The following is a 15,531-nucleotide window of genomic DNA, read 5'->3' as shown; positions in this document are numbered from 1 at the left end:
ACCTATGGTAACTCTACCTCCATTTCAAAATAAGATTGGGTATTGGTATAATCATAGAAACGATATGCAATGTTTGACTTCGATTTTAACTTTATGGTGATAAACCCTAAACCTGCTCCACCTTTTTCAGTCATCATACCATTACTTAAGTTTTCGAGATAAAATTCCTTAATTTCTACAGAATTCATCCGATTCAAATTATTCAAATGTTTTACAAGTAATTTTTGACTTTTGAAATTGACAACATTTCCAAATGAAGCCGTGTAAACTCCGTTATCTTCCTTAATCATCACATGCCCATATTGTTTACCCTTGGTATCTCTGGCGCCATGTATTCGAATGTTTTGCAAGCCTTCAATCATAACCGTAAACATTCTTTTGGTTAGCTTCTTTGGTGTTTCTCTGTTAAGCATGATATATTCAAGTCCTTCAGACAAACTGTTAACAAGATCTTGAGAAAACTCACCAAAATGAGACATCATGATATAACCAGAATCACTTGTTGAGAATTTTTCACGTAAATCCTCAAAAATTTCATCAATACTTATATTTAATTGCTTCGTTTTCCCCATCGTGTGAGTCAGTAATGTTTATTATTTATATAAACCTAATTACTTAATAATTGTTCATTTAATAATAAACGTTTGATTTAACAATAAGTTGTTTTTTACCTCAATAAATTCACATTTCCTGAATAATTAAATGTTGAACCATCAGAACGCGTTCCTCGTAATTTATAAACGTAACTTCCTGTATTTACTGCTCCTCCTCTATAAGTACCGTCCCAACATTCATTAATATCAGAGGTCTCAAAAACTTTTTCTCCCCATCGGTTAAAAATTTGAAATTGCATAGTATGAATACAATTCCCAATAACACAAAGTTCATCATTCAAATTATCATTATTTGGAGAAAATATAGTAGGGACTTGAATACGCATGCAAGGGTCTTCTACATTGAAACGAATAGAGTCTTGTCGCGTGCATCCATCAGGAGAAGTAACCGTTAAAACATAATACATCGTATCAGTAGGCGAAGCCACAGGGTCTGGACAATCACTGCAACTTAAATTCTCCGTTGGGTTCCAACTTAATGTTGAACTATCAGGAGTATAAACTGTATTTATCGTTACAGACTCACCCTCTGTCAGCGTCTGATCTAAAGTAGTAATATCCACGAAAGGAATTATAGGCGCATCAATATCAAAAGGTCCAGCACTTACTTCACATCCATTGCTATCTGTAACAATTAAATTATAAGTGCCCGCAATTAGACTTTCAATGTCAAGACTATCCGTTACTTCACCATTCCATTGATAAACATAAGGTGTTGTTCCTCCACTAACTGATATGCCTTGAATGCTTCCATCATTTTCCGCACAAGAGGCGTCCACGATTTGAACATTACTAATATCAATCGTTGGTGAAGGTATTGCACTTATATTATGTGGCCCAGATGTTACAGAACAACCAGAATTATCAGTAATCGTTAAAGTATGAGCTCCTGCTGATAAATTATTAGCATCTATTGTTGTTTGTCCTGAAGGCGCCCAAACGTAAGTTAATCCTGTACCTGTTGTAGAAATACCTGATACACTACCGTTATTATCTCCACAAGTAGCGTCTTTTACCTCAAGATTCGTCAGGTCTAAAACAGGTCCTCCAATTTGATTAATAATATGTGGTCCAGAAGTGGCTGTACACCCAGCATTATCAGTTACCGTAAGTGTGTAAGAACCATTAGGTACTGCGTTTAAATCTAAAGTTGTTGCTCCAGATGGAGACCATGTATAAGATAATGCTCCTGTTCCGCCAGTTACAGAAATGCCAGTAATCCCTCCATTCACTGCACCACACGTCGCATCTGAAATCGCCATTGACCCCTCATCAATATTAATTGGTGTAGTACTATTAATAGTAAACGGTCCTGCGGTTGCAACACATCCTTCATCATCAGTTACTGTTAAGGTATATGTTCCTCCGTTTGCACCATTTAGATTTGCATCTGGGGAAGCATTTCCATTCCAATCATAGGTATATGGTGTTGACCCTCCTGAGACTGTGATTCCAGAAATACTTCCATCGTTTCCTGCACATGTCTCATCTGTAACATTAATTCCAGTAGCATCAATGGTGGGGGATGGAAGTGTGTTTATCGTAAATGGCCCTTCAGAAGCAGTACACCCAAGATCATCTGTTACGACTAAGGTATACGAACCTGCTGTAGCACCAGATAAATCCTCATCTGGAGATGTATTTCCGTTCCATGTAAATGTGTAGGGCGTTGCTCCTCCTGAAGTTGTTATACCAGTAATTTCGCCATCGTTTCCATTACATGTTTCATCGGAAATAGAAATGTTAGAAATGTCTAAAACAGGATTCCCAGAACTGGTAATGGTATAAGGTCCTCCTGAAACTGTACAACCTGCTCCGTCTGTTATTGTAAGGGTATGACTCCCAGGACTCAAGTTTGTAGGATTTAAAACTGTTTCACCTGAAGGTGCCCAAGAATATGAAAGCCCTGTTCCAGCAGCTGTTAATCCAGAAATTGAACCACTTGAACCACATAAAGCATTACTAATCACAATATTTGCATCATCTAAAGTTGGTCCTAAATCTTGATTTACAACATGTGGTCCTGAATTAATAGAACACCCGCCTCCATCAGTTACCGTTAATGTATAACTTCCACTCGAAACTCCACTAATATCAAGTGTTGTTAATCCAGAAGGAGACCATGCATAGGTAAGCGTTCCTGTTCCTCCACTCACTGAAATGCCTGATATAGCCGCATCATTCCCCAAACAACTTTCATTGGTAATACTCATTCCACTGACATCAACAACAATTGCTGAAGCAGAATTAATGGTAAATGGCCCAACAGTAGAGGAACAAGAATTATCATCTGTAACGGTAAGTGTGTAAGTTCCGTTATTTGCTCCAGTTAAATCAACGCTTGGAGTTACATTTCCATTCCATTCAAAAGTGTAAGGAGTTGCTCCACCAGAAACCGTAATCCCAGTAATGCTTCCATCATTTCCAGCACATGTTTCATCTGAAATGCTCATATTTGAAACATCAACTGTAGGACCCGAAGGAATGTTTATTGTGAATGGACCCGCATTAGCAGTACAAGAGTTATCATCTGTAACAGTAAGTGTATAACTACCCGCACTTACACCTGATAAATCAGCAGTAGGTGAAGGACTACCATTCCAAGCGTAAACGAAAGACCCTGCTCCACCAGAAACAGAAATTCCTGAAATTGCACCATCATTTCCCGCACAAGTTTCATCTGTTATTGTGGGAGGTAGACCATTAATGATCATTCCTGGAGTAACTACCACCTCAACTGGCACCCGATAAGGCAACTCACAAGCACCTACATAATAAGTTGTTGAACTTGTCAAAGTTGGCGTTGTAAATGTATTTCCTGTACCTTGCACAGCACCTCCAACAGGATTCTCATACCATTGCAATGTAGGTGTTGGAGCGTAAGTACCCACAAAACTTGCCGACAATGTAGCTGATTCACCAGAACATATAGTATCATTTACTGCAACTATATCTAGCGTAACAGTTGTTTGAGAATCCATACCACTTGCACCTCCAGTTGCTCCATTCATTGGAAAATTATTCATAATGGATGAGTTTGTAACTCCTGCTTCTCCTCCTGAAACATCTTGATTGGGAGTACCTGTTGAGAATGAAATTAATCCTCCAGCACCACCTCCTCCAGTTCCATCAGCCTGGTTATCACTATAAAGACTACCAAATTTCAAAACTTGATTCCCTCCATTTCCTCCTTTTGCTTCTAAAAAAAGAGTTGAAGGAAGTGGGCTAAGGTTTTCAATCACAACAGAACCGCCGCCGCCAGCACCACCAGCTCCATCATCACCCGTTATTCCATTGGGTTGAAAAATTGTTGGTTGAGGACCTTCCGCATCTTCTCCGTCTTCTCCATTTGCTGAAATCAATCCGCTCCCAGTTATGGTACCATAACTTCTAATGAAGACAATACCACCACCATCACCACCGCTTCCTCCGAAACCGTCATTTTCGTGTCCAGCACCGCCACCGCCACCAACAAAAACACGTTCAGCATCATAGGTTAAAGGGTGACCGCCAACACCTCCAGATATTCTACGGTAATCATCTCCCCATTGCGTATCGTGTGGACCATAAACCAAAGGATCTGCTATTATTTCTGTATGTGTATAACCTCCTCTTCCACCTCCAGCTGAAGGAGTTGTTGCCATTCCTGGCGCTTCTAGGTTCCAAGCTGGATCATATTGAAAACTAGCTCCGCGATCGGGTACACCATAACCATAATAAGTTCCTACACCTACATTTGAACCGCCACCACCACCAGCGTTGTGATAACTCCCTCCACCACCACCATTGGCAATAGCTCCAAGACTGTATCTTGAATGGGATCTCATTCTATAAACAGATGTATCTCCGTAAATACTTTCTCCCTTTAAAGCACCTTCAATTGGGACGCTAGACCCTAAGTATCCTCTAGAATTAATATCTGTAGTAGAACCAACAGCTCCATGTCCATTCCCATTGTCCAAAGCTTCTCCTCCTCTAAACCCTTTGCCATTAGCTGTAATTTCTCCACCGCTTGCTATCGTGATGTCCTCTTCTACTTCCAAAGCAACAATTCCACCTATTTCTCCATTCCAGTCCAAAGCGGTTATACTTGTACCCGCAGGAACAGTTAAGTTTTGATAACGGGGAACACGCACCACCAAAGCCCTATGCCAACCTGTTCCGTAATAGTTCTTTTTTATCGGACACGTTAACGTTATAGATTGACTTCCTGAAACGGATTCAACTTCTGCATATTCAAAATAGCCGGTTCTTGAGTAATTCGTCACTGCTCCAAACTCCGTGTGATCGTAAACGCTTCCATTACCAAAAAAAGATTGTTGAACAGTATAGTTCCCTCCCCAACCAGTCGTTGGATGTGTATTTATATCAACATCTCCACCTTGAATTTGATAGATGAGAATTAAATCACCAGCAGATAAATTACCTGAAAAACTTGCTCCTGAAAGGTTATTGTTTTGTACAGTTATGGTAGTTTGTCCCGTACTAATATCGGCAACAAGTGGCGTGTATGTATTCAACACTTCATTTGCAGCGGAAACTGTATAATCGCCGTCTTTACCTCTTTGAGCTAAAACTTGAAGACTGGAAAAAACAAGTATAAGTAGTAAGAAATGCTTATTCATTTTGATTGCTGAAATTTGATACATCTTGTTAACAAGACGTTTACTTTTTTAAAAAGGTTGATTAATTATCAATAAAATTAAAAAAAAATATACTTGAAAAATTATGAAAAGCGGTTACTTCATTAACTGTAACGCTTTTTATATCGACTTCACATCACGAAGATGAGATAAGCATCATTATTCGTCAGTAGCTTCCAGAGGTTTTAACTCCTGTTGTGAGGTTTTATAAATAACAGGCGTAAAAGCTGTTAAAAAAGAGAGTAAGAAAGCATAAGGAATAATGCCCGCTTGAGACTCGATCATTGATTCTGGAATTAAAGCAATAAATAAAATAAACACAATTCCCAGTCTCCATGCTCGATACGGATCCTCTTTTTTCTTTAGAATATTGGTAACAAAAACCATTAATAAAAAGACAACACCGAAAACACCAAGCGCTATATGTACGTTAAAAAATTGATTGTGGCTATTAAAGCGTAATTCAACAAACTTTGAATATCCTTTCTCTTTGTTCCGTTTTACAAATTCATCTTTAACATCACCTGTTCCTACACCAAACCAAAAGTTCTCTTTAATGAGTTCTAGTGAAGATCCCCAGAGTAATAAACGGGCATCTGTTTTTTCTGGTGTTAATTCACTTGCTTGGTTTGATGTTTTTAGGGCCAAAACTGTTTTATCTACACGTTTTGTGATATGAGGCATTGTTTGATAAACGAACAAAAACATACCCGAAATTACGACAATAAAAACGGGAATTAACCATCTTTTTTTAATGGAAATAGAAAAAACAATAAACTGCCAAAAAGAAACAATTAAAAGACCTATTAAACCCAATCGTGATTCTGTAAGTACAATAAAATAACCAAGAATGAGTGCACCAAATACATTTAGTAAAAGACGAGTTTTCGATGTAAATGCGATTATCAACCTCAACATAAAGAAGTAAGCGATTAAAAGATAAACAGCCCAATACCCTCGGTGCATTACGTGCGACAAATACGAACCGGTAAAATGATGGGGATGTCCTGTTTCTATATAAATCAGATAACTTTGAAAAGAATTGTAGGCAATAGCGATAAATGCACCTAAGATAAAGCATTTCACAAAACGGTTCCAAACAACTTTTGGCTTATAAAGCATAAAGAAAATAGGAAAAATTGCGATGGTTGATTTCATTCCTAAATCCATTGTTGCAAATTGCATATTTTCAGTATGAATTAATCCAACAACATGCAGTAAGTAAAATGACAACAACCAAATGCCGGGATTTCTCCATGAAAGCTGTTTGCTCAGATGAGCTTTATCAATTTTAATGGTTCGAATAAGCTGTTCTAAGATAATAACCAAAACAGTAAATCCTAAAAAGTTATCATTCAGAGGAATTAAGCCCGCGAAAAGATAGATTCCGATCGGTCCATTTCTTAAGGTTTTCTTTATGCCGTCAAAAAGTTTTTTCATAAAAAATAGTGTTATTAGCGGTAAACAAATCGGTAGGTAATTACCCCCGACTGACTTTTAGGGGCATTTTCAGAATAGTTAAAACGAGACATCAGTGCGTATTCTTTCGCTTTTTGAAGCATACATGGGGTTGCGTTTTTACTTTCTTCATTGACAACCTTTGCAGCGACAACATCACCTCCTTCATTTACAGTTATTGCTATTTTCACTACACCATTGACATTACCACATGTATAGCCAGGATTTCGAACATACCAATCATTATGATTTAACGGATGACGATCTTTTAAACTATAAGAGACCATCGTTGCGCCTTTAATGGCTTTAGAACTCGCTTTTTCACCTGATTTTTGTTTCTCATTAGGTTTTTCTTTAGGCGAATTATCTAAATCCGCTGTTGATGAAGGTTCATTATTTGATTTTTCCTTTCTACGTTGTCTTATTTCATCTTTTAATTTTTGCTCAAATTCGTTTTCAATCGCCTCTGGATTTCCACTCTCCGAATAAGAAGTATAATTGACATCGCGCTCACTACTCCTTTCTCGTTGATCATTTTCATTTTTAACAAAAGATGAGACCTCCGTTTCGGGATCCAACAAAGCTTTTTCCTGACTCGTCTCAATTTGATCTGGCGTAATTTGTATATCATCTGGCGCTTCGTTATGCATCGTTTGAAAGTCCCATGGTTCAAAAAGCACAACCTCTTTGTAAGTTGCAATTTGAAAATATACAAACAAACCAATATGAACGACCAACGTTATGAGCAGGCCGAACTTATGGCGTTCTATAAATTCAATTATCTTGTCCATGTTATTTATTAGCGATTATCTTTTTATTTTTCAAAGCGTTGTAATAACTAATCTCATTATTCTTAACCAACTTAAACAGTCCATCATCAAGTTCAATAATACGTTGATATGTTGTTTCTACAATTGCTTCTCCCTCTTTTGAATACAATCCAAAACGCCCATCCTTTTTGACCAAAAACAATTGTTTATTCACTCTTTTTATTGACTCGAAAACCATTGGAAATATGATTTCGTTGTTTAAATCGATAACGCCAAAGTAATTATCTTTCTCCACAATTGCTGTTCCGTCAATAAAGGCAAACGCAAAATCATATTGATATTTTATTTTCAATCTCACATTATGATTGGTATATCCCCACAAATCACCTTTAGTGATGGGAATAAGCTCTCCATAATCTCCTATACCTTCAAACAAGGCAGGAAGTACACTCCCTCCCAAACTGTCCATCATTGCATAACGATTTCCTTTTTTAAAAACGACATGCGCATTTTTAAATTGAGCAAACTGAAAGTAATTAGGAAAAGGTATGTACTTCAAAGGGATTGAAACTTCACCATTTCGGTTTATGTATCCATATTTTCCATCTTTCTCAACTATTGCCCTATTTTCAGATAGCACTCCAATTTGGTCATAACATTGATTTTCTAGATAAGAACCATTGGCAAAAATCAAACATGAACTATCTCGCATTTCATGAACAAATAATGAGTCAGAAAAATAACGTATTTTCCCATTGGTCACCTTGCAAACATAATTCCCCTTCCTATCAATATATGCATTTAAAGTGTGGGTTTTCACTTTTGCCATCCCATTATTAAATGAAAAAGCTTCTTGAAAGATGAGATCAAAAGCCAATTCTCCATCTAAATCAAAATACTGAAATCCTTTGGGACTTTGTGCATAGGTTACACCTTCAACATACCCTCCGATATCAATAAATTGTGGTGGCAACACATAATTTCCAGAAACATCAATCACTCCATACATACCGTTAACCTGCACAATTGCACGTCCCTTAGAAAAATCCATCGCTTCTTCGAATTGGATAGGAATCATTATTTGACCATTTTTATTAATGTAGCCAAAGTGATTATTATCTAAAACAACTGCTAATCCATTATTGAAGGGACCTGCATAATCAAATGACGGCGCGATTTTCTCTTGTCCTTCCCCATTCATAAATCCATATTTATTATTCGATACAAACGGAAAAAGTTGTTGCTCTATTAACTTTAAATCCTCTGCAATCAATTCTGGAAATGGAAAGTCAGGATACTGTTTTTCAAATTGCTCTACATTCTTGCGGGTATAATCTGAAATAGATAAACGATATAGTTTTTTCCAAGCGTCAGCAACATGCGGATTGTTGGAATAATTATTAATAAAAGAATAATACGACTGAATAGTATTATCCTTAGATTCAATTTGATATATCTGCAATTGTGCTTCTTTTACCAGCGGATTATTGGGATATTTATCAATAAACTTCACGTATGTCTCTGTTTCCCCTTTCATTACTGTCTCATCATATTGCGCACGGTACAATAAGGATTGCGCTTGAGAAACCCATTTATTATCTGGATACTTTTCTAAAAAAGAAGATAAAGCAAAACTTGTGTTCTCTGTTTTGGCATTAAGAAATGCTAAAGAATCTCTTTTAAGTTCGGCTTGTTCAATTTTACTTGACCAAGGATATTTCACAATGAAAGATTGATAGCCTTTCACACTATTTTCAAGAACAGTAACCTTAAACCCTATATCGCTTATTTTCTCCCGGTGTTGCTTTGCTTTTCTCAAGTTATATGATAAATCTTCTTGCCACTTTTCATGCTTTTTATGTTTAACTTTTGAATAAGATTCAACCGAAAGTAGCGCATAATGATAGGCTGAATCGAGATTGTGGAAAGGATTATCTTTTCTTAGGTAAATAACGCTTAAACCATAAGCAGCTGGTGAGGCTTCTTTATTTAACGACTTTTCAAACAGGTGTTTTGCTTCAAAATAATTGTATTCTTCTAAAGCTTCAAACCCTTTACTCACTTTACATGCGTTTAATTGAATCAGAAAAAGCCCTAGTACGATAAATAATATATATTTTGATTTTATCATTTTACAAAAATTGTATAGCAAAGATAGAAAATGATTGTCCGCTATCACAATAGTACTTCATCTTTGTGAAAAATCATCTTAAGAAATCATAAAACATATAAGATGTACTCAATTTATTTAAACCTTAAATTTCAAATCAATACAGGAAAACATCTAGATACATATCCTAATCTTTATAAAAAAAATTACTGTGCTACCCAGACATGTCGTTAATCACTAGTTTTAAGGTTGTGTTTTTTCAATAATTACAACCGAGAATCGTATCAATTAATTTTATCTAGTGTTAAACTTTATCAAAAAAGAAAAAAGGGATTCAGTCGAAGGCCTGAGAACTCCTCAGTTGATAAAATTTAATATTTTATCAATTATCGGATGACAGCTCATAAGGAGGTCTTTGGGGTTAAATTTAGGATCTAGTTTTTTCTTTGACGCTCAACGAATCCCAAACCGATTCAAAGCTTAAGTTGAGAAATTCTGCATCAGCTGAACAGTTTGGGTTTTTATGGATATATTGCAAAGTGTTAACCATTTGCGCTACAATCAACTCATGTGCAAATTCTAATGGAAGATTTTTCAAGAAACCAGACTGTATTGCCTGTTGACCTTCTAAAAAGTAAATTTCACGATTTTTTAAATTCACACTTTCATTGTCTCTGTAGTACTTTGAGGTTAGGTATTTCAAATAAAATTTGTATTTCTCTGGGTTTCCCAACCACCATGCAATGGTATTAAACCAAACCTTTCGACTTCTTTCTTTAATATCAACATCGGGGGGTCGCTCTTCTAAAAGTACACGATTGCTATTCAGTAATTCCCTTATTATACAATTAAAGCAATGGTCTATAAACTCCCTTTTAGTTGAAAAATATTGGTATAGACCTCCTCTTTTAATATTCGCATCAATTTCAATTTCTCTTTCGTTAATTTCAAATTGATCGTGATCAGCTATGTTTTTTATTCCACTTTTTATTAATTCTCTCTTTCTTAGTTTCATTTCGTGTTTTAGATGCTAAGTTTGGAATAAATATAATCAATTTTTAAAATAATTAAAACCCAATACACCAGATTTAACCTGAATAGCAAATTAATGACAAGAATTTGAATCTAAATTTAGAATCGTTTGATACAAATTATATACATTTACTCACCAATATATAAGCAATGAAGATAATTTACGTATTTACTTTTCTGTTTTTACTCAGTGCATGTTACAAAGGAAAAACAGTAGACCTAATCATTCATAATGCAAACGTCAAAGTTTTAAACGACCAAATGGAAACCTCTGAAGCTATTGCTATTGCAGACGGGAAGATTATTGAAGTTGGTCCAGAGCGACAAATTTTAAATAAATACACGGCTTCAAACATTATTAATGCGCAAAAAAAGGATGTTTTACCTGGCTTTCATGATGCACATGGACACCTCATGAGTTTAGCTCGACAGCGTTTAAATGTAGACTTAAGAGGTACACAATCAGAATACGAAATGATTGCTAGGCTCGAAAAGCATCATCAAAAACACAAACAACAAGTACTTGTAGGAAGAGGTTGGGATCAAAGTCTTTGGGGAGAAGAAAAGATGCCAAATAATGACCTGCTAAATGAAAGATTTAAAGATCTACCAGTTGCCGTAACAAGAATTGATGGACACGCCATGCTCATCAATCAGGCCATGATGAAACACCTTGGTATTACAGACTCTACTGAGGTTAAGGGCGGTAAATTTATAAAGTCCGGTGGTAAGTTTACAGGGATTTTACTTGACCATGCTTTAGATCTTGTTAATAAAAACCTTCCCAAACCGACAAATGCAGCACTTAAGAAGGAATTAATTCAAATACAAGAGGATTTAATTGCAACAGGGATAACGCATGTTCATGAGGCTGGATTAAGCGCCGAAGACAGAGATCTTTTGATAGAAATGGCAGAAAACAATGAATTACTCATTCATGTCTATGGTATGCTTTTTCCGAGCAAAAAAACATGCAGTTTGCAAAAGAAAACGGGCATTTCAAAGTTAAAAACCTATCCATTCGTAGTTTTAAAATTATTGCAGATGGTGCTCTGGGATCACACGGTGCTTGCATGATTCAACCCTATTCAGATGAACCAGAAAATTATGGTATGTTGTTGAAGACTCCATCCGAAATAAAAGCTGTTTTTGAAGAAGCCAAACACTACAATTACCAAGTTAATAGTCATTGCATAGGAGATTCTGCAAATCGCACTGTCTTGCGTTTTATTGACACTTTACTGTCTTCAACACCAGATCACCGTTGGCGCATTGAGCATGCCCAAATTTTACATCCAGAAGATTTTGAACTTTTAAGTCAATCTGGAGCCTTGCCTTCTGTTCAGCCGACCCATGCTGTTTCTGATCAAAGATGGGCCGAAGACCGTATTGGAAAAAAACGTCTAAACAATGGCGCCTATGCTTACAACAGTCTACAGAAATCAAGTGGTATGGTACTCTTCGGAACAGACTTTCCAATTGAAAACTACGATCCTTTTGCAACCATTCATGCGGCAGTAGAAAGAAAAAACATTGAGAATGAACCACTAAAAGGATTTATATCGGATGAAGCAATTTCATTTGAAAAAACCTTAAAAGCGATGACGTTATGGCCAGCTTATGGGTGCTTTGAAGAAGCGAATGTAGGATCGATAGAGAAAGGTAAAACTGCCAATTTGGTAATTTTCGATCAACCCGTAAAAAGTCATTCCAACTTTTTGCCTAATTATTCTTGGATTACAATTATTAATGGAGAAATTACTTTTGATATGCGGTAGTTTTTTGTAATTTATAGTTTACATTTACTAGAGATTCTCCTTTAACGCATAAATAGTATGAGTAAAACAATATTTTTCGTTATTGCAATATGCTGGAACATTTCTTTGATTCAAGCTCAATTTGGTTTCGAATTTTCTGATTCTATCCCAGTAGAAATTGGTAATGATCAACTTAAATTTCCGTGGTCAGGTGGTATAAATCATGCGCAATTTTCTACAATTGATTACGACTTTGATGGGTTAAACGATTTATTTATTTTCGATAGAAGTGGTAACCAGATCATGCTCTTTAAAACGATTGAAGAAAATGGAGATTACACTTATAAATACATTCACAATGCAGCTTCTTTATTCCCTGAAGACCTAAGGTATCGAGTACAATTGATTGATTACAATGGAGATGACAAGGTAGACTTATTTACCTATGGCATAGGCGGTATAAAAGTTTATAAAAATACGGGAAATCTAATTGACGGTTTACAATGGGAGGTCGTTAAAGAAGTACTTAAATCAGAAATGCCAAATGGCAGTTTTTCTAATCTTTTTGTGTCAAGTGTCGACATTCCTGCTTTATATGATGTAGATGGAGATGGCGATTTAGACATTTTAACTTTTAATATAGGTGGACAAAGGATAGAATATCATAAAAACACTTCGGTGGAAAATTACGCTTCAACCGATTCTTTAATTTTTAAACTAGAAAATGAATGTTGGGGCAAATTTATAGAAAGTGATGTAAGTAATAGTATCGATTTGAATTCAAATTTTGGTCCCTGTGCCAATAACGGACTCAATATTCCTGAAGTTACACCACGACACTCAGGCTCTACAGTACTCGCTATTAACCTCAACAATGATAATTATTTAGATCTTATCTTGGGAGATGTATCACACAGAAACATCACCGCATTATTTAATGATACTTTACACGCCAATCCGAATGCAGTAATGGACAGCTTAGATATTAATTTCCCAAGCAACACTACTCCAGTTGACATCCCTATTTTCCCAGCGAATTTTTACTTAGATGTAAATCATGACAGCATCAAAGACCTCATTGTGACTACCAATGCAAGCGGAAGTTCAGAAAACAAAGAAAGTGTATGGTATTATAAAAACAATGGAACGAATGAAGTGCCCAATTTTGTGTTTTCAGAAAAAGGCTTCCTTCAAAACCAAATGATTGAAAATGGGAAGGGCGCATTACCTGTTTTAGTAGACCTTAATAATGACGGCTTAAAAGATCTTTTAATTGGTACTTACTTCCAATATCTAGACCCCGCAGATAAAATCTCAAAAATTCAATGTTACTTAAATACGGGAACATCTTCCGAACCTAAGTTTAAATTCATAACGGATGATTGGCTTTCTCTCTCCAATAGTGGTTACGCACTGCGAATGCACCCAACTTTTGGCGACTTAAACAATAACGCCAAACAAGAGATGATTCTAGGAAGAGCGGATGGACTACTTTCATTATATAAAAAAACAGGTCCTGGCATCCAAGATTATAGTCTGGAAGAAATAACCCTTAAAGATTATATGGGAGAAGTCATTGATGTTGGTCAATATGCATCCCCCCAACTTTTTGACATTACGAATAACGGACGATTAGACTTAGTTATTGGAAAAAAGACCGCTGGATTGGTCTATTATGAAAACATTGGAACTAAAAATCAATATTCATTCAAATGGGTAACAGACGATTTAGGTGCAATTGATATGGGAAACATTTATCAAACAGATAATTATTCTACACCTCATTTTGTAAGGCATGAAGATTCGTTGCACTTGTTTGTAGGTAACCAAATTGGAAATATTCACTATTTTTCTAATCTTGATCAAGATATAATTGATGACAATCCATTTGTGGCGGCATCAAAGAACTTTGCAAATATAAATACAGGTGGATTCTCAAGTCCTTTCGTTAGTCAATTAACTGATGATGGGCGATACCACCTCTTCGTTGGAACGGACTTAGGAGGTTTGTGGGCATTCGTTGCTGATAAAGACAGTGAACCAGCGTTAAAGTTAACAAAACAAGACACCGCTGAAAAACAAATCCTAGTATTTCCAAACCCTAGCAAAAACGGAATTATTAACATCAAAACACCTGCATTAAAAAAGTTGCAACTCAAGGTTTTGAATAGCTTGGGGCAAGTGATCATCACAAAAGAATTAAATCAACCCTTAAATAAAATCGATTTGAGTACCTATAGAAATGGAGTATACACTTTATTATTTATAAGTGATTCGGGTGACTTCACAAGTAAAAAGGTAATTATAAAATAATAATATTACAAAGCCACAACTTGAACAAATCCATTTGGAAAATTGAATAATTGGGAGGATGGCTTTTCAGCAAACAATCCATACATGGTAGAACCAGAGCCCGTCATTGCAGCATAAAAGGCTCCGTTAGCATAGAGCTTATCTTTAATGGTTTGTAAATCTGGATATTTATCTAATGTCGGTACTTCAAAGTCATTATATACATCCGATTTCCACGACTCAAATGGTTCCATAACAAGGTTTTCAATAAAATAATTCGGTGTTTTTGGTTCAACCCGTGCGTAAGCCTCTTTTGTATTGATATGGATTCCATTGTTTACCAACATCAAAAAAGACCCTTTTAAATTGAGGGGATGTTTTTCTAACACTTCTCCCCTACCCTTTGCTAGTTGTGGACAATTTGAAATAAAAAATGGACAATCTGATCCAAGTTTTAATGCTCGATCTTGTAATTGTCTTTCGTTTAAATTTAATTTAAATATCTCATTTAACATTTTCAACGCAAAGGCACCATTTGACGAACCTCCACCCAAACCACCTCCCATCGGGATGTTTTTATATAAATGAATGTGGACAGGCGCTAAATTGAACTCTGGTTTTAATAGTTCGTATGCTTTTATCACCAAATTATCTTCATATTTCCCAGGAATAGGTAGGCCAGAACTAGAAAATGAAAAGTTTTTATGTGGAATTATTTCAAGTACATCGTGAATCGGAACTGGATACATTAGGGTGTTAATCTCATGGTAACCATCCTTTCTCTTTCCGAGAATATTAAGTCCTATATTAATTTTACAATTTGGAAATGATATCATGACGACAAATTTAGAAATA

At 35.9% G+C, this 15,531-nt stretch carries 10 protein-coding genes; 3 read left to right on the top strand and 7 right to left on the bottom strand.

Features of this window, described 5'->3' with window-relative positions; all coding sequences use genetic code 11:
• Positions 1 to 2 precede the first annotated feature (2 nt).
• The 6 genes from CW751_RS07435 to CW751_RS07410 form a co-directional block, all read right to left on the bottom strand.
• Positions 3 to 572 carry a SiaB family protein kinase gene (locus CW751_RS07435; protein WP_101334374.1) on the bottom strand — a complete coding sequence of 190 codons (570 nt, stop codon included), beginning with the start codon at positions 570 to 572 and terminating at the stop codon, positions 3 to 5.
• Positions 573 to 667: 95 nt separating this feature from the next.
• Positions 668 to 5,239, bottom strand: a complete 4,572-nt coding sequence (locus CW751_RS07430) for a T9SS type B sorting domain-containing protein (RefSeq protein ID WP_165779247.1) — start codon at positions 5,237 to 5,239, stop codon at positions 668 to 670.
• A gap of 177 nt (positions 5,240 to 5,416) precedes the next feature.
• The gene (locus tag CW751_RS07425) at positions 5,417 to 6,697 is read right to left on the bottom strand and encodes an O-antigen ligase family protein (protein WP_101334372.1); all 1,281 of its coding nucleotides are present in this window, start codon (positions 6,695 to 6,697) and stop codon (positions 5,417 to 5,419) included.
• 14 nt (positions 6,698 to 6,711) lie between these two features.
• Complete coding sequence (locus CW751_RS07420; protein WP_101334371.1) at positions 6,712 to 7,506, bottom strand: hypothetical protein; 795 nt, start codon at positions 7,504 to 7,506, stop codon at positions 6,712 to 6,714.
• 1 nt (position 7,507) lies between these two features.
• Positions 7,508 to 9,547, bottom strand: coding sequence for a WG repeat-containing protein (locus CW751_RS07415; RefSeq protein WP_165779246.1), 2,040 nt, complete (start codon positions 9,545 to 9,547; stop codon positions 7,508 to 7,510).
• Between the two features lie 475 nt (positions 9,548 to 10,022).
• Positions 10,023 to 10,610, bottom strand: a complete 588-nt coding sequence (locus CW751_RS07410; protein ID WP_101334369.1) for a TetR/AcrR family transcriptional regulator — start codon at positions 10,608 to 10,610, stop codon at positions 10,023 to 10,025.
• Positions 10,611 to 10,777: 167 nt separating this feature from the next.
• Here CW751_RS07410 and CW751_RS15825 point away from each other — a divergent pair, with 167 nt between their 5' ends.
• The 3 genes from CW751_RS15825 to CW751_RS07395 are packed head-to-tail and all read left to right on the top strand — an operon-like array spanning position 10,778 to position 14,697.
• The gene (locus tag CW751_RS15825) at positions 10,778 to 11,704 is read left to right on the top strand and encodes an amidohydrolase family protein (protein WP_101334368.1); all 927 of its coding nucleotides are present in this window, start codon (positions 10,778 to 10,780) and stop codon (positions 11,702 to 11,704) included.
• Positions 11,599 to 12,405: an amidohydrolase gene (locus tag CW751_RS15820; RefSeq protein WP_101334367.1), complete on the top strand. Its 807-nt coding sequence runs from the start codon at positions 11,599 to 11,601 to the stop codon at positions 12,403 to 12,405. Before CW751_RS15825 ends, CW751_RS15820 begins: the two co-directional genes overlap by 106 nt.
• 57 nt (positions 12,406 to 12,462) lie before the next feature.
• Entirely contained in the window at positions 12,463 to 14,697 is a 2,235-nt protein-coding gene (locus CW751_RS07395; protein WP_101334366.1) for a T9SS type A sorting domain-containing protein, read from the top strand.
• 5 nt (positions 14,698 to 14,702) lie between these two features.
• On the opposite strand, the gene ispE is transcribed toward CW751_RS07395, so the two are convergent.
• Positions 14,703 to 15,512 carry a 4-(cytidine 5'-diphospho)-2-C-methyl-D-erythritol kinase gene (ispE, locus tag CW751_RS07390; protein WP_101334365.1) on the bottom strand — a complete coding sequence of 270 codons (810 nt, stop codon included), beginning with the start codon at positions 15,510 to 15,512 and terminating at the stop codon, positions 14,703 to 14,705.
• Between the last annotated feature and the right edge of the window lie 19 nt (positions 15,513 to 15,531).

The sequence above is a fragment of the Brumimicrobium salinarum genome (assembly GCF_002844555.1).
In the GTDB taxonomy this organism is placed as follows: domain Bacteria; phylum Bacteroidota; class Bacteroidia; order Flavobacteriales_D; family Crocinitomicaceae; genus Brumimicrobium; species Brumimicrobium salinarum.
This window is presented reverse-complemented; position numbering and strand designations above follow the sequence as displayed.